The 21198-nt window shown below is 59.3% G+C and carries 14 protein-coding genes and 1 rRNA gene; 6 read left to right on the forward strand and 9 right to left on the reverse strand.

What is annotated here, in order from left to right; translation table 11 throughout:
• A 16S ribosomal RNA gene (locus ALMA_RS02440) occupies positions 1 to 690 on the reverse strand; the annotation flags it as partial.
• Between the two features lie 363 nt (positions 691 to 1053).
• A complete protein-coding gene (locus ALMA_RS02445) occupies positions 1054 to 4308 on the reverse strand; it encodes a mucin-binding protein (RefSeq protein ID WP_158520633.1) in 3255 nt (1084 codons plus the stop codon).
• 127 nt (positions 4309 to 4435) lie between these two features.
• On the opposite strand from ALMA_RS02445, the gene ALMA_RS02450 reads away from it, so the two are divergent.
• The 3 genes from ALMA_RS02450 to gdhA all read left to right on the forward strand — a co-directional run bounded on the left by ALMA_RS02450 (position 4436) and on the right by gdhA (position 8363).
• Positions 4436 to 6232, forward strand: a complete 1797-nt coding sequence (locus ALMA_RS02450) for a DUF4037 domain-containing protein (RefSeq protein WP_094726250.1) — start codon at positions 4436 to 4438, stop codon at positions 6230 to 6232.
• A complete protein-coding gene (locus tag ALMA_RS02455) occupies positions 6229 to 6822 on the forward strand; it encodes a DUF4125 family protein (RefSeq protein WP_094726251.1) in 594 nt (197 codons plus the stop codon). The genes ALMA_RS02450 and ALMA_RS02455 overlap by 4 nt, the downstream gene beginning before the upstream one ends.
• Positions 6823 to 7013: 191 nt before the next feature.
• Positions 7014 to 8363 (forward strand): NADP-specific glutamate dehydrogenase, encoded by a 1350-nt coding sequence (gdhA, locus tag ALMA_RS02460; RefSeq protein WP_094726252.1) that lies wholly within the window; start codon positions 7014 to 7016, stop codon positions 8361 to 8363.
• 392 nt (positions 8364 to 8755) lie between these two features.
• Here the strand turns inward: gdhA and ALMA_RS02465 are convergent, their stop codons facing one another.
• Both ALMA_RS02465 and ALMA_RS02470 read right to left on the reverse strand, forming a co-directional pair.
• On the reverse strand, positions 8756 to 9562 hold the full coding sequence (locus ALMA_RS02465) for a hypothetical protein (RefSeq protein WP_094726253.1): 807 nt from the start codon (positions 9560 to 9562) through the stop codon (positions 8756 to 8758).
• Between the two features lie 11 nt (positions 9563 to 9573).
• Positions 9574 to 11055 (reverse strand): PspC domain-containing protein, encoded by a 1482-nt coding sequence (locus ALMA_RS02470; RefSeq protein ID WP_094726254.1) that lies wholly within the window; start codon positions 11053 to 11055, stop codon positions 9574 to 9576.
• A gap of 125 nt (positions 11056 to 11180) precedes the next feature.
• Between ALMA_RS02470 and ALMA_RS02475 the strand changes: the two genes are divergently transcribed.
• Positions 11181 to 12587, forward strand: coding sequence for an ATP-binding protein (locus tag ALMA_RS02475; RefSeq protein WP_094726255.1), 1407 nt, complete (start codon positions 11181 to 11183; stop codon positions 12585 to 12587).
• A gap of 25 nt (positions 12588 to 12612) precedes the next feature.
• Positions 12613 to 13302 carry a LuxR C-terminal-related transcriptional regulator gene (locus ALMA_RS02480; protein ID WP_094726256.1) on the forward strand — a complete coding sequence of 230 codons (690 nt, stop codon included), beginning with the start codon at positions 12613 to 12615 and terminating at the stop codon, positions 13300 to 13302.
• A 206-nt stretch (positions 13303 to 13508) separates the two neighbouring features.
• On the opposite strand, the gene ALMA_RS08125 is transcribed toward ALMA_RS02480, so the two are convergent.
• From ALMA_RS08125 to ALMA_RS02495, 4 genes are all read right to left on the reverse strand, one after another.
• Complete coding sequence (locus tag ALMA_RS08125) at positions 13509 to 13655, reverse strand: hypothetical protein (protein ID WP_158520634.1); 147 nt, start codon at positions 13653 to 13655, stop codon at positions 13509 to 13511.
• A 149-nt stretch (positions 13656 to 13804) separates the two neighbouring features.
• A complete protein-coding gene (locus ALMA_RS02485) occupies positions 13805 to 14962 on the reverse strand; it encodes a hydroxymethylglutaryl-CoA synthase (protein ID WP_094726257.1) in 1158 nt (385 codons plus the stop codon).
• A gap of 1 nt (position 14963) precedes the next feature.
• The gene (locus tag ALMA_RS02490; RefSeq protein ID WP_094726258.1) at positions 14964 to 16271 is read right to left on the reverse strand and encodes a hydroxymethylglutaryl-CoA reductase, degradative; all 1308 of its coding nucleotides are present in this window, start codon (positions 16269 to 16271) and stop codon (positions 14964 to 14966) included.
• Between the two features lie 2 nt (positions 16272 to 16273).
• Entirely contained in the window at positions 16274 to 17452 is a 1179-nt protein-coding gene (locus tag ALMA_RS02495) for an acetyl-CoA C-acetyltransferase (RefSeq protein ID WP_094726290.1), read from the reverse strand.
• A 232-nt stretch (positions 17453 to 17684) separates the two neighbouring features.
• Here ALMA_RS02495 and ALMA_RS02500 point away from each other — a divergent pair, with 232 nt between their 5' ends.
• Positions 17685 to 19571, forward strand: a complete 1887-nt coding sequence (locus ALMA_RS02500) for an MFS transporter (protein ID WP_244568836.1) — start codon at positions 17685 to 17687, stop codon at positions 19569 to 19571.
• Between the two features lie 57 nt (positions 19572 to 19628).
• Here ALMA_RS02500 and ALMA_RS02505 read toward each other — a convergent pair whose 3' ends face one another.
• On the reverse strand, positions 19629 to 21077 hold the full coding sequence (locus ALMA_RS02505) for an amino acid permease (RefSeq protein ID WP_148140238.1): 1449 nt from the start codon (positions 21075 to 21077) through the stop codon (positions 19629 to 19631).
• Positions 21078 to 21198 lie beyond the last annotated feature (121 nt).

A 21198-nucleotide genomic window follows, 5' to 3' on the forward strand; every position in this document is an offset into this window, starting at 1 on the left:
CCGATATCTACACATTCCACCGTTACACCGGGAATTCCAGTCTCCCCTACTACACTCTAGCCTGCCCGTACCCAGCGCAGATCCACCGTTAAGCGATGGACTTTCACACCAGACGCGACAAACCGCCTACGAGCTCTTTACGCCCAATAATTCCGGACAACGCTTGCACCCTACGTATTACCGCGGCTGCTGGCACGTAGTTAGCCGGTGCTTATTCAAAAAGTACACTCACTCTCGCTTGCTCCTTAATAAAAGCGGTTTACAACCCGAAGGCCGTCATCCCGCACGCGGCGTCGCTGCATCAGGGTTCCCCCCATTGTGCAATATTCCCCACTGCTGCCTCCCGTAGGAGTCTGGGCCGTATCTCAGTCCCAATGTGGCCGGTCGCCCTCTCAGGCCGGCTACCCGTCGAAGCCTTGGTAGGCCACTACCCCACCAACAAGCTGATAGGACGCGATCCCATCACATAGCACACAAGGCTTTCCCAACAACCCATGCGAGTAGTTGGAGCATAGGGCATTACCACCCGTTTCCAGGAGCTATTCCCCACTATGCGGCAGGTTGATCACGCGTTACTCACCCGTTCGCCACTCTCACCACCCTAGCAAGCTAAGATGGATCCCGTTCGACTTGCATGTGTTAAGCACGCCGCCAGCGTTCGTCCTGAGCCAGAATCAAACCCTCCACAAAAAAAATCGTGAAAGAATCCAATCAAAGACTCTTAAAATAATAAAAAATCAACGAAAAACAACTAAAAAGTCATTCAACGCACAAAAATAGACACTCATTAAACTCTTCCAAGTACCCATATACACGGGCGAGTATCACTGGCATTATCAAAACATAAAAAGTAGTACAAAACACGCTCTTGAGTTCTCAAACCACCACAACACAAACACACACAAAACACTAAGAAAAATGATTCATGCCGTATCAGGCAGCGAATAAAAACAATACACCACCACACCCACCCCACGCAACCCACACCCCCACACACCTACAAAACACACGCCCCACCGGCGTGTCGCACACTGGTGGGGCGTTCGTGAGATATTACTTCTTCATTCGCAGTACTGTCAGGCCTACTCCTGCAAGCAGCATTCCCGCACAGAGCACCACCATCACACTCACACCTGTCCGTGCGAGTACTGGCTTAGCTGGTGTCACTGATACGACCACTTCTGGTTTCAGCAGTGCTGAGTACATAACATCGACAGACAGATCTTCCGGTTCACTCACCTGAACCTCGTCGATCTGGCTCGGCAGTCCAGCGTTATATCCCTCTACTACTGGAGACATCAGAGCTGTGAATACAGCTTCGCTCCACTGGCCGTACGCCACCTCGCCTGTAGCCTTATCCCGAGTATTCACACGCTGCAGCGTGACTGTCTGTGTCACACTGTCTGCCACACTCGTCTTCGTCACCACGTCCAGGAAGCGAATCACACGCTTCACCTCACGAGACTCTGTGACGTTTTCGAAAGCATGAGCATAGAGCACATCCACAGTCACAGCATCCTGTGGCTCACTCACAGTCACTTCTGGAACAGATGCAGGTTCACCTGCTTCATACCCGTCTACAGATGGAACATCGAGAGCAGCAAAGCTACCAGCCACCCACTGGCCCTGTACTACATCACCCGTCACCAGATCTCGCGTATTCACACGCGTAAGTGTCACAGCCTGTGTCACACTATCGGCCACACTCTCACCGTTTACAGCATCCAGGAAGCGAATCACACGCTTCACCTCACGCGATTCAGGAATCTGCTCGTGGGCATGGGAGTACTCGACGGTGAAGGAAGAATTGGCAGAAGCAGGAGCAGCAGGAACGATGGCCGGAGAGCCGGTCTCGTAGTTCGTCACGCGCGGCGCGGTCAGAGCGCTGAACTCGCGGACGCCCCACGCGCCTTCGGTCACCTCGCCTGTCACGGTGTTCGTGCGGACGGTGCGCGTCAGAGTGACGTCCTGCAGCACTGAGTCAGCCACGCGCGCACGCGTGACGGCATCCACGAACTCGACCGTACGCGTGACGGTGCGGGACTCGGTGCGGTCGGTCACGCAGCCAGCGATGCCCGAAATGGTGTACTCGAGGGTGACGCTGAAGCCGTTCGGATACGCAGGCGTGCCCTTCGTGTACGTGATGCTCACGGGGTACGTGCCGTCGTGCGTAAAGTCCACCTTCGAGGAATCGATGCGCAAATCCGCAGCGGTCCAGTTCAGCGCGGAATCATCGTCTCCATAGATGCCTGCCACGGCGGCCACTACCTGGCTCTCGTCCCAGCCACATGGGTCGAGCGCAGTGATCTTATGTGTCTTCAGCTCGATGCGAGCGCGAGACGGCGTCCACTGCGCGTAGAGAGTCACGTCACCCGAGATGCCCATCATGGTAGCGCCGAGGTCATACGCTGTCCCCGACCCGTTAGCAGCCATGTTCCACCCAGCGAGGACGAAGCCTTCGCGAGCGTACTCAGTACCCTGCGACAGTGTAGCCGAGCCTGGCTCGCCTTCCGTATACGTGACGGACGCGCTCGGGATAGTGCCCTGGCCGCCATTCGGATCATAGGAAATCGTGGCAGTGCGCTGCGGATAGGCTGCGAAACTCCACGCTCCCACGAGATGAAGATCTGCGCCAGCGAAGGAGACGGAATCTCCAGACACCTTATTTGCGTCGTCTACAGAGTCCTTATACCAGCCTTCGAAAGTCCAGACACCCGTCCTCGTGCGGACAGTCTGCGGGATGTTCAGCGCGGCGAGATTCACCGTGTCCGTGCCGAGATGCTCGGACGGGTCGCGCGGCAGAAGCTTCGTCACATCCTCTGGAAGTTCGGAGCCAGCAGTCACGCTCGTAAAGTCATAGGTCACGCCCACGTGGCGGATGTATCCGAGAGCGAGCGCGTTCGAGGTGGACTCGGGGATGTCATTCTGCGTGTTCGTAGGAAGGCTGAGCCATCCAGATCCGATGCTCCCTGCATCTGCTACAGCCACGCCACGTACTGTACCCTGCACTTTCAGAGTCTGAGCACCCGCTGTCGCTCCGAGCTCAGCTGCCTTCGCATCGGTAATCTTCAGAACGCGAGAGTTCAGCGCTTCTGCACTCAGATCACTCCGTGCTGATTTCAGCTCAGCTGCTGGAACGGCTCGAAGACTCATATCCTGAAGCACAGTCTCTGCAGCACTCTTCCCCTCTGCAGGAGTGACCTTATCTTCTGTAATACGGTCTGCAGCGGTATCACGCATAATCATGCGGATGATGATGGTATGCGCGCCATTCGGTTTTACAGTAAAGCGCACGCGCGGATCTGTATTCGAAACGAGGGAATTGAAGCTGTGTTTCGTAGAACCTAAGCTCGTATCATCTGCAGGATTCAGAATCTCCAGACGATTTCGCGTTCCATCCATGGCATAGAGTGGACGCCAGGTGTACGCACTCGTCTCAAGAGTCAGCGTCTCTGGCACAGTAATGCCCGGATCCAGCGTGGTCACCATGTCCACATACGTGTATCCCACCTGGCCAGAATCTGTGCTGAGCTCAGCATCTGAGGCCATCAGCGTCGGATAGTTACGCGTCAGCACATTCGTGTGATTCCCATACCCAGCCGTAGGGTTCTTATAGGCGAGCATGGCTGTGGCATCATCCATATGAATATGCGAACTCAGCACTACTTCGTTTATGCTCGAGGTGTCATCTTTCTTCGCATAGGTATCCAAAATGGTCGTGGTCTTCTGGCCGGAGGCTTCCTCAGTGGACGTCCGTTCGAGCTTCGTGTCTGGCAGAACTGCTTCAGCAGCAGCCTCGCCTTCACCATCTACAGTGACTGTACTCGTCAGGTTTATCTTCGCCATGCCGCCTATGAGCGCCAGACCGAGGCCGAAATTACCCGTAGGAAGCGGATCATTCGGATCATTCAGACTAAAGTAGATTCCGTACAGCTTCGCGTCTGCAGGAATCCCATTCGGGAATGCCATACGCACAGTATCCTGTGGCGAGAAAAGACGCGCTCCGCTCTGGATCCAGCCCGTTTCACTGTCAGGCTCTTTATCTGACCAGCCGAGGAACGTCTTTCCTATACCGCGGAAAAGCCCGAGATTTGCTTCAGGAGCGCCGAGTTTATCATCCAGCGAAGCGAAACTGCGCGTCGTATCCGTCTTCGAGCCTGATTCATTCACCCACTGGCCCACGAATGTGACGCTTCCCGCGCCTACATCACCCTCCGCCGCGAAGGCCGCCGTGCCGCCTCCGAAAGCCAGGCTTCCACCCAGCATAAAAGCCACGCTCAGCACGAGCGCGCACACTGCGCGGAGCATAGACCGCCCCTTTTCCCCCATTCTCTTCATCATGTCTCTCTTCTCGTACACTTCTCGCCATCGCTGTCTGCGAAGTACTAGTACACGCCCCATTTTACTGGGCAAGGCATACGTCTAGAATGAAAATATGACACGCCATGATTTCAGCGCTGAAGATTTCTACCGTGGGCTCGACGAGATCTTCGCGCACCACGAAGCGGCTACGAAAGCCCTACCCTACCTCGAGCACGCCCTCGCCTCGGCTCGTGCCACGCAGGACCTCACAGCCGAGCTCACCGTTATCAGTGAATTTCTCGGTTTCGACCGCTCGCATGGCCGCCACGAGCACTCCCGGGAGCTTTCGGCCCGCGCACTCGACCTACGCACCCAGCTCCACCTCGAGAACACCCCCGAAGGTACCATCATCCTCATTAATGTGGCCACCGCTCTGCGCCAGGCTCAGGATTACACGCGAGCGCACACTCTCTACGAACGCGCCATCGACGAGGCCGAGACCACTCTGCCAGACACGGACCGGCAGAAGGCCGCTCTGTATAATAATTTCTCCATGCTGCTGAGCGATACAGGAGATCTTCCGGGATCGCGTGAGCAGCTCCTGACCGCGCTCGAGCTGATGCGCACGTCGAGCCCCGCTCCTGAAAAGGACCCGGACATCGCCACCACGCTCACGAACCTCGGCCTGCTCGACCTCCAGCTCGACGCGAAAGATAGCGCTCTCGAGCACACGCACGCCGCGCTGAGTATCTACGAGGAGCATCCTAAGCTGCAGGAATCGGCCCATTACACCTCCGCCCTCGCCGGGTATGCGCAGGCGCTCTTCGTCAGCGGCCGCCCAGAACACGCACTCGTCTACTACGAGAAAGCGCTGGCTCTCATAGAAAAGTATTACGGGAAGTCGAGCGATTACTATGCCACGACGCTCGAAAACGTGCGGCTCGTTCGCGCATCTATCCCCCGCGAGCATCTCACCGGTCTGCAGCTGAGCCGCGCCTACTGGGAAGAGTACGTGGACACGCTCTTCGCTGGAGACCTCGCACCGCTGAGGGCCCGCGCGGCTGTGGGACTGTCTGGTCATGGATCAGAATGCTACGGTTTCGACGATGAGCTATCGCGCGACCACGATTTCGGCCCGCGCTTGTGCATCTGGCTGACGGACGAGGACTTCGCGCAGTACGGTGCCGCGCTGTCTGCTCGTTACGCCGCGCTTCCGAGCACTTTCCGTGGGTATACGCGTTCGGCTGCGTCCCCGCGCAGTACGGGACGTTCAGGCGTGATGAGCATCGACAGCTTTTTCGAGTCCATCACTGGTATGAGTCACGCGCCGGCTCAGGTGGGCGAGGAGCATCTGTGGCTGAGTTTAGACGAAGCGACGCTCGCAGCTGCCACGAATGGCGAGGTCTTCGCCGACCCGCTCGGCGCTTTTTCCGCGCACCGCCGCGGTTTTCGGCTCATGCCTGAGGACGTGCGGCTGTACCTCATCTCCCAGCGCCTCGGCATGGCTGCGCAGACCGGCCAGTATAACTATGCGCGGATGCTGCGCCGCTCGGACCGCGCTGCTGCCGTTCTGTGCGTCAGCGAGTTCGTGCAGACCGTCTGTTCGCTCGTTTTTCTGGTCAATTCTCCCGCCAGCGCAGGCTACCTTCCGTACTATAAATGGCAGTTCGCAGCGCTGCGCCGCCTGTCCAGCCGCATGGGCACGCGGCTCGCAGACGTGGGAGACACACTGGAAAAGCTCGCCACCTGCCCGCTCGACGCTCACGCTCAGGAGTGGATCGATGAGGTGTGCGGGAAAATTGGCAGACAGCTCAGAGCAGACGGGCTGACCACGAGCACGGACAGCTTCCTCGAATGGCAGCGCCCGTACGTGGAAGCGCACATCGCGTCCAGCAGCCCGCTCGTCCACAGCATCCAGGAGGAAGCATGAATCCAGAAGACATCGTATCCGCGGAATGGCAGCAGTTCCAGCAGGTGAATAACGAGGGCGGACGCGCGAATTGTCAGGGAAACTGGCCTATGTTCCACACCATGCGGCTCAGCCAGTTTCTCACGTGGCCGGACGATCTGCGCGAAAGCTATGCACGCGACCTCAGCTCGGGCAGAAACCTGCTCATGGAAAAATACGCGTGGATGATGGCCTCCACCGAGCCGGACTACTTCCACCGCGAGCTCGAACCGTATCTCCTGCACATCTCAGACGAACGACGCGCCGAGCAGGAACGCATCATCGCCCAGCAGGTCGAGTGGGCGCGAAGCTTCCACGCGCGCTACCCGCACCTCGGCGCGAACATGCGCGTGCTCACCACACAGCAGGACACGCGCGAATCCACGAGTTTCGAGACGTATCTGCGCGGCGAGCTGTGCACCTACTCAGACGAGACGGTCCAGCTCTACGCGGCATTCGTGCGCTCACTCGCGGACTCCGGAACGAATCTCACAGAGCGGATTCTCCTCGAAACTGTGCGGCTCAGCGGATATGACACACTCGAGCAGGCGGAGAGCTATCTCAGCATGTGACCATCTTTTTTCGGCACAAAAGGGCGGAAATAAAGGCGTTAGCACACTCGTAACATATCCGTAATTCCCTCCACGCGCTCACATTTATATCCTAGGTAACTAGACAGAGGGAAGGATGCACGCCACAAGCAGCTCCTCCACGCTGTGTTCGACGAAACGAAATCCTACGAAAGAGTAAGCGAGGATACATCATGGCTATAACGAACGACTACCTCAAGCGCGTCTACGCACAGGCAGAAAAGCGCGACGGCGATCAGCCAGAATTCCTGCAGGCAGTACGCGAGGTCTTCGAAACCCTCGGCCCAGTGGTGGAAGCAAACCCACAGTACGAGGCAAATGGCATTCTCGAGCGCTTCATCGAGCCAGAGCGCGTGGTGAAGTTCCGCGTGTGCTGGGTGGATGACGAAGGCAAGACCCAGGTGAACCGCGGCTACCGCATTCAGTTTAACAGCGCCATCGGGCCATACAAGGGCGGCCTGCGCTTCCACCCTACTGTAACCGAATCCGTGGTAAAGTTCCTCGGCTTCGAGCAGATTCTGAAGAACTCCCTGACCACCCTTCCTATGGGCGGCGGTAAGGGCGGTTCCGACTTCGACCCTAAGGGCAAGTCTGACGCGGAAGTGATGCGCTTCTGCCAGGCTTTCATGACCGAACTGCAGCGCCACATCGGCCAGTTTACAGACGTTCCAGCAGGTGACATTAACGTAGGCGCTCGCGAAATCGGCTACCTCTTCGGCCAGTACAAGCGCATTCGCGACGAATTCACCGGCGTTCTCACCGGTAAGGGCCTGGAATGGGGCGGATCCCTCGCTCGCACCGAGGCGACCGGTTATGGCCTGTGCTACTACACCGCAGAAGCGATGGATAAGCTGCGCGGGGACTCCTTTGAGGGAAAGACCGTGGTCATCTCCGGCTCCGGTAATGTGGCCATCTTCGCCACCGAAAAGGCGCAGTCCCTCGGGGCGAAGGTCGTGACCGCCTCGGATTCGAACGGCTACATCTACGATCCAAACGGCATCCAGCTCGACGTGGTGAAGGACATCAAGCTCGGCCACCGTGGACGCATTAAGGAATACGCCGACCGTGTTCCAGGATCCGAGTATCACGAGGGCTGCGCAGGCGTATGGAGTGTGCCATGCGACATCGCTCTGCCATGCGCGACACAGAATGAGATAGACGGAGCTTCGGCTCAGACGCTCGTGGATAACGGCTGCACCGTGGTGTGCGAAGGCGCGAACATGCCATCGACCCCAGAAGCCATCGCGGTCTACCAGAAGGCTGGCGTGCTCTACGGTCCAGCTAAGGCTGCAAACGCTGGTGGCGTGGCGGTCTCTGGCCTGGAAATGAGCCAGAATTCGTACCGTCTGTCCTGGAGCTTCGAAGAGACTGACGCGAAGCTCAAGGCCATTATGGAAGACATCGTGGCTAGCTCGCTGGCTGCTGCCGAGAAGTACGGCACGCCTGGCGACCTCATGGCTGGCGCGAACATCGCTGGCTTCGTGAAGGTGGCGGATTCCATGGTGGCGCAGGGCGCGTACTAGGGCGCGGCTGGGGTTATTACTCCGCGATACTGAGAACGGAGCTGCGCACAAAATTGGCCAATACTTTTGTCCATTTTCCCACTTTCCATAGGCTGAAAACGGACAAAAGTATTGGCCAAGTGTGGAGACTCATACAGTCTTCACACTTCCATCACATCTCTTTCCCTAAGAGAAAACTTCCTCCAGGATATTCTCGTTTTTCATGCTTACAGCCGCTAAAAACGAGAATATCCTGGAGGAAGTTGAGAGAAGTAGCTCCCACCTTCACATTCCATTCACATTCTCCTTACTGATATAAAAGTTACGCTAAAGATTTAGCCATTTTTGACCCCCGCCAGGGCGAAAAATGGCTAAATCTTTAGCGTAAGTTTTTGCGCGCGAGACTTTCCCGTTTACAGCGCTTCCTGCTCCTGTCCTTTAGACTCTTCAGGATCCTGAGACTCCATGAGAACAGTTGCATCGTCGTCGTCTTCTCCCGGCTCAGCAACTGCTGCACCTACTGTCTCACTCTCCGGGGATGCTTCGCTCTCCGCAGCCTTCGCGCGCAGCATCCGTCCACGCACGACGGCCACCACGGCCGCCACTACGAGAACGAGGCCGGCTACCACGAGCACTGCTCCCATTCCGAAGAACCGCATATTATCCGCGATAAAGAGGCTGTCTGGGTATCCATCCAGCACGATGAAGCTGATGGCTGTGATGACCATGCCGAGGATGGCGAGGAACGCGACGAAGACGTTTGGCGTTTTATTATCCTCGTATTTATTCACGAGATGCACCTGGACTCGTGGACGGTCTGCCGCGCGGTACAGCGGCGGCTGGGCCATGCGTGGAGTCTGCGCGTAGAACGGCACCTGCTGGCCCGGCTGAGACCCCGGCTGAGCCTGCACGCCCGGCTGAGCATACGGCTGCCCCGGATATCCCGTACCTGGCTGAGGGTACCCACAGTACGGAGTATATGGCATGTATGGCGCTGCGCCCGGCTGACTCGGCTGACCCGGCTGTGCAGGCATCCCCTGTGCAGGCTGAGGCTGACCCGCCTGCGGCATCGCCTGAGTCGGCGCGCCCTGCAGATACGCTGGGTTAATAGGCTGCGTCTGATCCTGATCCTGGCCCTGAGCCTGCCCCTGATTCTGACTCTGGCCCGCCGAGTGCGGACCTGCTGGCATCGGCATCGTCGTGTTCTCGAAATTTTCCATGATGTATTCCTTTATGCTTCCGTGAATGTGACGGTTCCGAATGGCATGAGCGTGCGTACGTGCAGTTCGATGTCCTTGTCGAGGCGACCGTCGCGCTCCTGCTCGTACGCCTTTTCAAGCGCGTCATACGTCGAGCCGAGCAGCGGCCCCACGTCCGTCCAGTTCCAGCGCAGGTCGTCGTTATCCGTTTTTACTGAGAGGAAGGAGAAGTTATCGAAGTCGTCCGCATCGTATCCGCGCGAGTCCGTTCCGTTTGGCGAGTTTTCCAATTCTTTCTTCTTCTCGCTGAATGCATCGCGGAAACGCTGGGCGTACTTACTCCGGACGTTTTCGAGCACACGGTTATTCCAGCCTGTGCCACCATCATCAGTGATTACTCCTAGCTTATCCGACCCATAGCTGCAGCCGCGAGGCACGCGCACATTCAGGTTTACGCTGCTCACATTCACGTTAAAAGTGCCTGCTGGGCAGGAGGATTCCACGCTCTGACCGTCATAATTCGTCCACGTGTGCTTGCCCATCACGCTCTCCCAGTCAGTCAGATCCAGGGTCACGTTCGCCGTGTGGAACTTATCCGTGGAAGTGAAAACTACTCCTTCGGTCAGCTTCTTCTCGAGGTTCTTCGTAATCTTCAGCGTCTCGCCATTACCCACCATGACGCGGTGTGGATATGTGCTGGAGACCTGACGCCCGTAGTTCAGCGTATAGCTCGACTCATACGCGTAGCTCGAACCCACAGCCACGGTGGTGATAATGAGGCACAGCACCACCCCGAAGGCAGCAAGTCCCGCATATCCGCCGCTCCTGCGTCCCATGAGTGCCAGCACGAGAGTGAGAATGCACAGTGCCATAGTCACTGCCGTGCCCCACATCATCCACAGGCGAGCCCATGCGAGGTAGTCATAGGCGGAGATGCGGATGAATTGGCCAGAAAGGTACGTCACTCCCGCACTCAGGAAGATCACAGCCCAGACGAGCAGACGCACGACCGGACCGGCGCTCTTACGCGTGCGGATGACGCGTTCGCGCTCGACGACGGGCAGCGGCGCGGCCACAGGCGGCACATACGCGGCCTGCGCGAACGCTCCAGCAGGCGCAGCAGCGGGTGCCGGCGCCTCAGCCTGGCTCACCGCGTGCTGAACGAGGATGAAGAAGGCCGCCACCGAGGCGAGCCCCCAGAAAGTCACCGCCGTACTCAGCGCGCCGATGATGAAGACGATGAGCGCCGCGATGGCCTCACCGCTCGAGCGGCCCGCGGTAAAGAGGTCCTGCAGGAGGATCTCGCCGCGCGTGTTCGGCAGCAGCAGCCAAGCCAGCGGATAGACGAGCAGGCCTGCGCCCACGATGGTGAGCAGAATCATGAGGACGCGCACGAGCGCCACGTCCCAGCCGAGGCGCTGCGCGATGCCCGAGCACACGCCGCCCACCCAGCGCTGGTCGCCGCGAGTCATCTCAGAGCGGCGGAGCCAGGAAAAGAATGCATTATCGTTCATGCTTCCAGTATGCCGAATCTGTGGCGCGCGCGTTATCGGGGACACCCCTGAATAACCCCCTATTCTCGCCTGATTCGAGGCCCGACTACTCGCCCTGACCCTCCTCGGATGGCATAATGGACACTATGACTGAAAAAACGACTCCACCACCACTCTACCCCGCGAAAGCACCGCTATACCGGCCCTACCAGGGGCGCGTCTTTGCCGGCGTATGCCGGGGAGTCGCACAGCATCTGGGGATTCCCGTGTGGCTCGTGCGGCTGGTGTTCGTGGTGCTCACACTGTCCTTCGGGCTGGGGATTATCGCGTATTTGTTCCTGTGGATTACGCTGCCGTCGTATAACACGTCATATAACGTGGCGTATGGCATGGTGCCGGCTGGGCTGGCGCAGGCTCCGCTTGCGCAGGCTCCGCTGGCACAGCCGCTCGATCCCTCGGCGACCGGCGCACCTGCCGCCACCTCTCCTGCCGCCGCCTCCCCAGCTGAGTATGTGGGAGATACCATCGGCCGCGCCTTCGCACCCTCTGTAGGAACGGACGCCGCTTCGAACCGCACGTCATCCACACACAGTCAGGCCCCCGCTTCCACAGGCCCGTACCTGTGGAATATCATCGGCATTATTTGCGTGGGACTCATCATCATCTTTCTGGGGTTCGACTGGGCCGTGGAACGTCACATTCTCTCACCCGTTATCGCTGTGGAAGTGGCCATAGCCGCCGTGTGTGCGCTGGCTGTGTGGCTGTACTTCGAGCGCGTAAATAAAGGGAGCATTCTTATGACGGGGGCTGCCCTGGCTGCGTTCATCGTGGGAGTCTTTCTTCTGCTCATGGTCATGTACGGGCGCCGCGCAGGCCTTCCTATGTTTGGCGTGTTCGTCATCGGCATTTTCAGCGCGTTTATCATCGCCGCGCCGTGGCTCGCGCACGCACATCAGAAATTGGCAGAAGAAACAGCGCAAAAAGAGCGCGAAGAACAGCGCGCAGATATGGCGGCTCATCTGCACGACTCGGTGCTGCAGACGCTGAACCTCATCCGGCAGAACGCGCAGAACGCGGAGGCCGTCGCCCAGCTCGCGCGCACGCAGGAACGAGAGCTTCGGCGCTGGCTGTACGAGGGACGCGAGGCCGAAAGCGTCTCGCTCGCCAGCAGTATGAAGCTCGTGGCGGGGCGCGTGGAGGACACGTACGGCGTGCCCATCGAGGTGATTACGGTGGGCGACGTGCAGCCGAGCGAGGCGACGGACGCTCTCGTGAGCGCGACGCAGCAGGCGCTGACGAACGCGTGCACGCATGGCGCGGCGCCAGTGTCGCTGTATGTGGAGTCGAGCGGTGGCGCGGGCGGCTCAGGCGGGCGCGTCGAGGCGTTCGTGCGCGACCACGGCGAGGGCTTCGATATCGCGAACGTACCGGCGGACCGCCTCGGTGTGCGCGAGTCTATCGTGGGCCGCGTGGAGCGTGCTGGAGGTACAGTAAAGATAGTGTCGCGCGCTGGCTGGGGGACGGAAGTGCGCATGAGTATGCCGCTGGGCTAAGTGGTGCTGAGTGAAGGAGTGTCAATTGATCCGAGTAGCTGTAGTAGATGACCACGAGATGTTTCGCGCGGGAGTCATCGGCGCGCTGAGCAGCGTGGGCGCGGATACGGTGGAGATAGTGGGCCAGGCGGGAGACGTGGACGGCTCGGTGGCCATGATCGCGGATACGCAGCCGGACGTGGTGCTGCTGGACGTGCATGTGCCGGGCGGTCAGGGAGGCGGCGGCGCGGAAATTCTCACGCGGTCTCGCGCTTTTTCCGCCGCGACGACGTTCCTGGCTCTGTCTGTGTCCGATTCCGCGGAGGACGTGGGAGCTGTGATCCGGGCGGGCGCGCGCGGATACGTGACGAAGGCCATCGGGCCGGCAGATTTGCTCGCATCCATTCAGCAGGTGTATGACGGGTATGCGGTGTTTTCCCCTCAATTGGCCGGATTCGTGCTGCAGGCGTTCCAGGGGGCGGGGACTGCTTCAGCGTCTCCTCAGCCGAGCGAGGCATCCGTTTATGAGGACGACGACGAGCTGAACTCACTCAGTGAGCGCGAGCAGGAAGTCATGCGCCTCATCGCGCGTGGATATACCTATAAAGAAGTAGCAGCGGAGCTGTTCATCTCCATTAAGACAGTGGAAAGCCATATGTCGAAAGTGCTGCACAAGCTCCAGCTCTCGAACCGCGCTCAGCTGACGCGGTGGGCGGCACAGAGGCGGATAGTGTAGGGGGGCGAGCGGCACGGCGACGCAGCGACGCAGTGGCGCAGAGGCCCGGCAGAGGGGCTGCCAGATAGTGCTTCGCTGCACTGAGAAAATTTTCGGTAAAACTGCGAGTTTGTAGTCACGAATGACCGTTGACTTTATGAAGTCAACGCATAAACGGCTTAAGTCCGTAAAATCGGTGGTCATTCGTGACGACAAACTCGCGTTTTTCACATTTCGTTCACATCAGATAATGCATCTGCGAACGCGTCCTCTACAGACTGGTACCGCGTGGCATCGCGCTCTCCACGCATTATCTCGCGCGCTTCCTCTAGAGCAGCTTCAGTCTCCGCATTATATCGAGTTTCCTTAGTCATACTTCCCTCTTCTCTTTCCTGAGTTTGTAGTCACGAATGACACTCCCCTTGACGAGATTAAGCCATTCTTGCGTTGACTTCATAAAGTCAACGGTCATTCGTGACTACAAACGCGCACTTATGAGCAAAATTTCTCTATTACGCAAAACCTACTCCTCGCGCCGCGCATACTGGCGTTCCATCCCCACCACCCCTGTCAGCACGAATGGTCCGCAGTAGTAGTCAGGATTCGTGGCATAGTCCTCTGGCCCATACGGCACGGCATCGCGGAAGATGTTCTCGTACTCCCCCACGCTCACCTTCCGTCTCGCATCCAGCAGAGCATTCACGTCTGGCAGGAACTTCTCATACCCCTCGACCAACCGCCCGGTAAAGAGCTCGCCGACGGCTCCAGATCCGTAAGAGAAGAGGGCGAGTTGGCCTTCGAAAGCAGGAGAAGAGCACAGCAGCGAAAGCAAGCCGAGGTACAGCGACGCGGTGTAGAGGTTCCCCACGCGGCGGGAGAAAGCGATGCTCGACTGGAAGCGCGCGCGAAGCTCATCCGACACCGCGTCCAGCTCAGCGAGCCGAGCCAGCGCCTTCGCGCCCATTTTCGTATACGGAAGATGGAAAAGCACAGCCGCGCAGTCAGCAGCGGACAGGCCAGACGCGCCCCATACGCGCGCGAAAAATTCGAGGTACTGCTCGGTCGAGTACTTGCCGCGCGCCTGCGCCTCATCCGTGTAGACCGGACGCCAGAAGTCCTGAATGCTCTCCGAGTAGACGGTCGAATCCGCAGAAAGCGCGAGAATACGCGGATTTTCGGACACGAGCATGGCCACTGCGCCGCCGCCCTGCGTCACCTCGCCGCCCGTGGCCAGACCGTACCGCGCCACGTCAGACGCGATGACGAGCGCCTGCGCGCCCGGATGAGCAGCTACGTAGTCGCGCGCGGTCAGCAGGCCAGCCGTGCCGCCGTAGCACGCCTCTTTAATCTCCATCACGCGAACCGTATGCGGAAGCCCGAGCAGCTCATGAATATACAGCGCACCTGCCTTCGATGCGTCCACGCCAGACTCCGTGCCGAGGATAACGAGGCCGAGACGCTCCGGGTCGATGTACGCGAGAAGATCTGCAGCAGCAGCCGCGCCCATGGTCACCGCATCCTGGCTCGACGGGATCACGGCCTGCTCATCCTGCCCGATGCCGATGGTGTACTTATCCGGATCCACGCCGCGCGCTTCGGCGAGCTCGCGCACGTCGAGGTAATACGCCGGAGTGTACATACTGATGCGGTCTATACCTATGTTTCCTCTGCTCGGCTTCATGTCAGTCTCCGTTCTCGCTCTGCTCATCCTGTGCGACGAGTTCGCGCGCGCGTGCAGCCGTGCGCTCGCTCGCCGGAAGTGCGCGCAGCTGGGCAGCGATACGTTCTATCTGCCCTCCGCTCGCTCCTGCAGCGATGGCGAGTGCATTCATCTGTAAATTCATATGCCCCGCCTGAATCCCTGGCCCGGCGAGCGCGCGGATGGCAGAGAGATTCTGCACGAGACCGAGGGCAGCGAGGACGTTCTTAAATTCCGTTATACTGCCGTACGCGCCCATAGCGCGCGCGGCCTTCGCGAGAGGAATGGAGCTCGCCGCTCCCCCCACGATGCCCACCTGAAGAGGCAGGCGGATACGGCCGAAAAGGTGACCGTTATCGAGGACAGTCCACGTGGATAGCGGCTGGTAGGAGCCATCATACGGTCCGGAGTGCGCAGCGAAGGCGTGCACGCTCGCCTCCAGCGCACGGGTGTCATTACCCGAGGCAAGAACAGCCGAGGATATGCCATTCATAATGCCCTTATTATGGGTGACAGCACGCAAGTAATCACTCTGAGACAGCTCAGACAGAAGCGCGATACGCTCCACAAGTGCTTGAGGATCCATGCCACGCACAGCTACATCCACCGGCTCGAGCTCCACCTCGGCCGTGGTTACACTGTCATCACCAGCATTCGACAGGATGGCCACGAGGGCCTGTGCACCGAACCAGTCTTCGAAGACCGCACGGAGAGCTTCGGATATGGTATTTACCGCATTTGCTCCCATGGCATCGCACGGATTAATAGTGAGAAGGATGCGCGTGAAGCGCCCGTCCGGCGTAGCGCGCACCTCGAGAGACTCCAGTCCCCCGCCCCGTGCATGCATACTCGGTAGAGCCTCCTCAGCACGAGCGAAAAGGAATGTTTCACGTGAAACGATGACTTCCTGAGCATAGTCTGCCGAGACGTCATCCGAAAGAAAGACCACTTCGCCGAGAACGCGATGCGGCTCAGACTCGGCATGAATACCCGCGCGCGCAGTCATCCGCGCACCGTTCGACGCCGCTGCCACCACCGAAGCCTCTTCGACCACGAGAGGAACGGTATACTCGCGGCCATTCACGCGAAGTCCCGGAACTACGCCGAGAGGCAGAGCATACTGGGATATCTGATTTTCGATGAGATGCCCCGCCACGTCAGGCTCCAGAATGCCATGAGACTGCGCACGCGCAAAAGCCTCGTACTCCTCAGACCCGCCGAGTACGCCCTGCTCGCGCAGGACATCCAGACGCTCAGCAGCACTGAGCTGATAAAACTTCCTCGCAGCCATACCTAGGCCACTTCCACCTGCATAGCCACGCCGATGCCGCCACCCACGCACAGTGCAGCCACGCCATGATGTTCTCCGCGAGCGCGCAGCGCGTGAATAAGAGTAGTAAGAATGCGTGCACCTGAGCAGCCCAGCGGATGCCCCAGAGCTATGGCTCCACCGTGTACATTCAGCTTCGCTTCATCCAGGCCGAGCTGCTGGCTGACTGCCAGCGACTGAGCAGCGAAGGCTTCATTTACTTCCACGAGGTCCATGTCATTCAGGCTAGCCCCCGTGGTCTTCATAAGCTTTTCGATGACGTGCTTCGGAGCATAACCCATAAAGTCGGGGTCGATGCCACCTTCGCAGTATCCGTGAATCTCAGCGAGATACTCGACGCCCTGCTCTTCAGCGAGATCCTTACGCATGAGAATAAGCGCGCAGGCACCGTCATTAATACCACTGGAATTACCGGCGGTCACAGTCCCGTCCTCCACAAACACGCTCTTGAGTCCAGCGAGCTTTTCGAGAGACGTATCTGGGCGTGGAGCTTCATCTGCATCCACGACCACATCACCACGGCGTGTGCGCACGGTCACCGGCACGATTTCAGCCGCGAAAGCGCCAGACTCGGCCGCCGCTACAGCCTTCTGATGGGATGCGAGCGCGAAGGCGTCCTGCTGCTCGCGCGTAATGCCGAACTCTGCGGCCACATTTTCTGCAGTCACCCCCATGGCTTCCCCGGTAAACGCGTCGGAGAGACCGTCGCGGAAGATGGCATCGACCATTTCCGTGTTCCCGTACCGGAAACCGTCGCGCAGCTTCGGCAGGTAATGCGGAGCATTACTCATGGACTCGGTACCGCCCACGAGGACCACGTCTGCGTCTCCCATGACGATGGCCGCCTGGCCGAGGCGCACTGCTTTCAGTCCCGATCCGCACACTTCATTAATGGTCATGGCTGTGGAGCCGGTGGCCATGCCTGCTTTCAGCGCTATCTGCCGGGCGACGTTCTGCCCGGAGTTCGCCTGGAGGACGTTCCCGAAGATAGACTGGTCTATGCTGTCCGCGCTCACTCCGGCGCGCTCGATGGCCGCGCGTGCGGCGAGCGTACCGAGGTCTACTGCGGACAGGGAGGCGAGCGCGCCGCCGAATCGTCCTATGGGCGTGCGCACGGCGCTGACTATAACTACATCTATCATAACGGATTATAGTTTACGAGTTTTCTGGACGTTCGTGGGGTATCTGCTGAGCCTTTGCGCTATTCCTCTACAATTTTTCCTCTCTGAGCGTTCCGCCGCAGCGACGCATTTCCCGACACGCGCTTACGAAGCATCAAAAAATCCCCTACGGTGGAAAAGTTGGCTCCCCTCCGTAGAAGAGGTCTATCCGCTCACGGGAAAATTGGGAGAAATAAGACAGAAGGAGAAAACTGTGCCAGACGCACAGAAGCATACTCGCGCCCGCGTGGCGCATCCATACCGCGTTCTGAGCGCGCTCTACGTGGCCGCGTTTACCGGAATGTACAGCGAGACGGCCATGAACATCATCCTGCCGACTATCGGCGAGCAGTTCCACGTCTCGACCTCGCTCACGCAATGGCTCGTCGTGGGCTACATGCTCATGATAGGCCTCGTCCTGCCGTTCTCGTCCATCCTACTCAAGCATTTCAGCCTGAAGTCGCTCACGCTCTTCGCGCTCGGATGCTTCGCGGTGGGCGCCGCCATGAGCGCCCTGGCGCCGAACTTCGCGCTACTGCTGACCGGCCGCGCCATCCAGGGCATAGGCCTGGGTCTGGCACTACCTATGATGTTCTCGCTCGTGCTCGAAATCATGCCGCCGGAGAAACTCGGCGCGGCTATGGGCATGACCACTCTCGTCATCATGATCGCGCCTGTCATAGGACCGACTCTCGCCGGCATACTTGCAGGGCTGCTCAGCTGGCGCGACGTCTTCTGGTCCATCGCTCTGCTGGCTGTGGTGGGCATGGTTCTGGCTGTGCGCTTCCTCATTTCTCCATATGAACTCACGCGTCCGCACGTAGACATGCTGTCCGTAGTGCTGTCTGTGCTCGGCTTCGGCGGTCTCGTGCTCGGCGCGGGTATGGCCAGCGAGTACGGCTGGCTGAGCGTGCCTGTGCTGGCAGCGCTCGTGGTGGGCGTTCTGTGCCTCGTATGGTACTGCACGCGTCAGCTGCGCTTGGCTGAGCCTGTGCTGAATCTGCGCGCCTTTGGCTTCCGTGACTTTACGCTGGGCGTGACGCTCGTCATGCTGAATTTCGGCATTACCCTCACCGTCATGTTCCTCCTGCCTCAATTCTTCCAGAACGGCGTGGGCCTGGCTGTGGCACTGGTGGGCGTCATCATGATTCCTGGTGGCGTGCTGAATGCCTTTACGGGGGCTATGTCCGGGCGCGCATATAACCGTCTGGGTGCGCGAGTACCAGGACTGGCTGGCTTCGGTGTGGCCGTGCTGGGCCTCCTGGTACTGCTGTCCCAGACTTTCGTGTCCGAGCCGAACGCTGTGGTGGTCGTTCTCGCACACTGCATCATCATGGTGGGCGTACCACTGGCCATGAGCCCACTGCAGACCTATGCCTTAAGCACGCTTCCTCGCGAGCTGAACCCGGATGGATCAGCCATTATGAACACGCTTCAGCAGGTCGTGGGCGCTGTGTTCACCGCTGTGGCTACCTCACTGCTCGTGGCAGGTCAGTCTGCGTATGGGGATGCGGGATCTGCTTCTGCACGCTTCTCCTTCGGAACGCGCTGGGGTCTGTTCTTCTCGCTGGCCATAGCACTGCTGGGCTTCGTGGGCGCTTTCTTCGTGCGCGATACGCGTAAGACTATGGCTCGTCCTGCTGCTGAGGCTCAGGATGAGCTGAGTGCGCTCATGAAGACGGATGTGTATACCATTTCCGAAGATGCTACTGCTATGGATGCCATTCGCGTGCTCACCTCGCGCGGTATCTCGGGCGCTCCTGTGGTGCGCGCAGATGGCTCTCTGGCTGGCTTCGTCTCCGACGGCGACATCCTGCGCCTCGTGGCGGACCAGGTGCCAGAATTTACCACGTTCTACAGCGCCATTATCCTGCATAATACGGAAAGTTTCTCCGACCGTGTGCGTGAGAATATGTCCCGACCAGTCAGCGACTTCGCGACCACGCGTGTGATTAGCGTGGATGTGCACGACTCCATGGCACACATCTGCGAAGTGCTCGTCACCCATCACCTGAAGAAGGTGCCTGTGATGGACAGTGGACGCATGGTAGGCATACTGAACCGCTCAGATGTACTCGGCTACGTGATGGAACAGTACTAAAGGAAAAGGGGACCCGGCAGGGTCCCCTTTGTGTATGTGCTAGTGGTGGAATTGGCCTTAACGCCGCGCCTTCCACCACGCGCGCACGTAGTAGAACGCATAGCACAGCGCGGTAAACGGAATCATGTACAGCAAGGTGTCGCGCTGAGCGGCATCGAACAGGATGAGCACGAGGACCGCGGCCGTCAGCACAAGGGCGAGAACCGGGATGAGCGGGTAGAGCGGAACGCGGTAGCCGAGGTCATCCGCGCTCGTCCCCTCGCGCTCGAGCGAGCGCCTGAAGAGCATCTGGCACACGACGATGGCAGCCCACACGACCAGCGTGGCCAGGCCCGAGACCGCCACGAGGGCGAGGTAGACCGTATCCGCGGCGAAGACCGACGTGAGCAAGCACAGCATGGAGCCCACCATGGAGACGAGGACAGCGCGGACCGGAACACCGTGCGCATTCGTGCGGGCCAGTGCCGGAGAAATCATATCCTCGCGCCCCAGCGACCAGACCATGCGCGCGCAGACATACAGGCCGGAATTCGCAGCGGACAGAACAGCCGTCAGCACCACGAAATTCATGATATCCGCCGCGTACGGCAGACCGATGGCCTGGAACACCATGACGAACGGAGACGTGCTCACACCCGAACGATGCCACGGAATGAGAGCAGCCATCACGCCGATGGAGCCGATGAAGAAGATAACCAAGCGGAAGACAGTCGTATGCACAGCCTTCGGGATAGCCTTCTGCGGATCCTTCGTCTCGCCGGCCGCGACACCCACCACTTCCGTGCCCGAGAAGGCGAAAATGACGGTGAGAAGCGTGGAAAAGACAGGCAGAATGCCCACCGGGAACCAGCCGCCCGAGTAGAAGTTCGAGAACCATGGGGCGCTGTCGGGGGCGCCTGTGTTTTGTGTAATCTGTGCGGCTCCCGTGGCTCCCGTAGCTCCCGTAGCTCCCGTGGCTCCCGTGGCTCCTGCGGCTCCTGCGGCTCCCGTGATCTGAGCGGACATGGGAACGAAGCCCACGATGGCCGCCGCACCGATGAGGATAAAGGCCACGATGGCCACTACTTTAATGCTCGAGAACCAGAACTCCGCTTCCCCATACATGCGCACACTCAGCAGATTCAGCGCGAGAACGGCCGCCATGAATAGCGCCGACCACACCCACTCCGGCGAATCCGGGAACCAGAACTTCATGAGCATGCCCGCCGCCGTAAACTCCGAAGCGAGCGCGACGGCCCAGTTCAGCCAGTAGAGGATGGCCACAGCGAAGGCCGTACCCGGGCCGATGAATTTCTTTGCGTAGAGGTGGAAGCTGCCTGCGTACGGCATGGCCACAGAGAGCTCGCCGAGGCAAATCATGACACAGTACACGAGCAGAGAGCCTGCAGCGTAGGCGAGGATGGCTCCGAGCGGGCCAGCGGCATGGATGGTCTCGCCAGAGCTCACGAACAGACCCGTGCCGATGACTCCGCCGAGGGAGATCATGGTCAGGTGGCGCGAGGACATGCGGCGCTTGAGGCCGTCTGGGGCGGCTTCGGGTGGGGCGGCTTCGTCTGCGGTCTCTGGGGTGGGTTCAGTCTCGGTGGCGGTATCTGCCATGGTGCTCCGTTCATCGTTCATCCACGTC

The organism is Alloscardovia macacae (assembly GCF_002259705.1).
GTDB lineage: Bacteria > Actinomycetota > Actinomycetes > Actinomycetales > Bifidobacteriaceae > Alloscardovia > Alloscardovia macacae.

Bases quoted from the DNA above. Each gene is read 5' to 3' on its own strand.
- ALMA_RS08125 (WP_158520634.1), bottom strand. From the start codon at position 13,655: ATGACTAAGGAAACTCGATATAATGCGGAGACTGAAGCTGCTCTAGAG.
- ALMA_RS02495 (WP_094726290.1), bottom strand. From the start codon at position 17,452: ATGATAGATGTAGTTATAGTCAGCGCCGTGCGCACGCCCATAGGACGA.
- ALMA_RS02505 (WP_148140238.1), bottom strand. From the start codon at position 21,077: ATGTCCTCGCGCCACCTGACCATGATCTCCCTCGGCGGAGTCATCGGC.
- ALMA_RS02465 (WP_094726253.1), bottom strand. From the start codon at position 9,562: ATGGAAAATTTCGAGAACACGACGATGCCGATGCCAGCAGGTCCGCAC.
- ALMA_RS02450 (WP_094726250.1), top strand. From the start codon at position 4,436: ATGACACGCCATGATTTCAGCGCTGAAGATTTCTACCGTGGGCTCGAC.
- ALMA_RS02485 (WP_094726257.1), bottom strand. From the start codon at position 14,962: ATGAAGCCGAGCAGAGGAAACATAGGTATAGACCGCATCAGTATGTAC.
- ALMA_RS02475 (WP_094726255.1), top strand. From the start codon at position 11,181: ATGACTGAAAAAACGACTCCACCACCACTCTACCCCGCGAAAGCACCG.
- gdhA (WP_094726252.1), top strand. From the start codon at position 7,014: ATGGCTATAACGAACGACTACCTCAAGCGCGTCTACGCACAGGCAGAA.
- ALMA_RS02470 (WP_094726254.1), bottom strand. From the start codon at position 11,055: ATGAACGATAATGCATTCTTTTCCTGGCTCCGCCGCTCTGAGATGACT.
- ALMA_RS02445 (WP_158520633.1), bottom strand. From the start codon at position 4,308: ATGCTCCGCGCAGTGTGCGCGCTCGTGCTGAGCGTGGCTTTTATGCTG.
- ALMA_RS02490 (WP_094726258.1), bottom strand. From the start codon at position 16,271: ATGGCTGCGAGGAAGTTTTATCAGCTCAGTGCTGCTGAGCGTCTGGAT.
- ALMA_RS02455 (WP_094726251.1), top strand. From the start codon at position 6,229: ATGAATCCAGAAGACATCGTATCCGCGGAATGGCAGCAGTTCCAGCAG.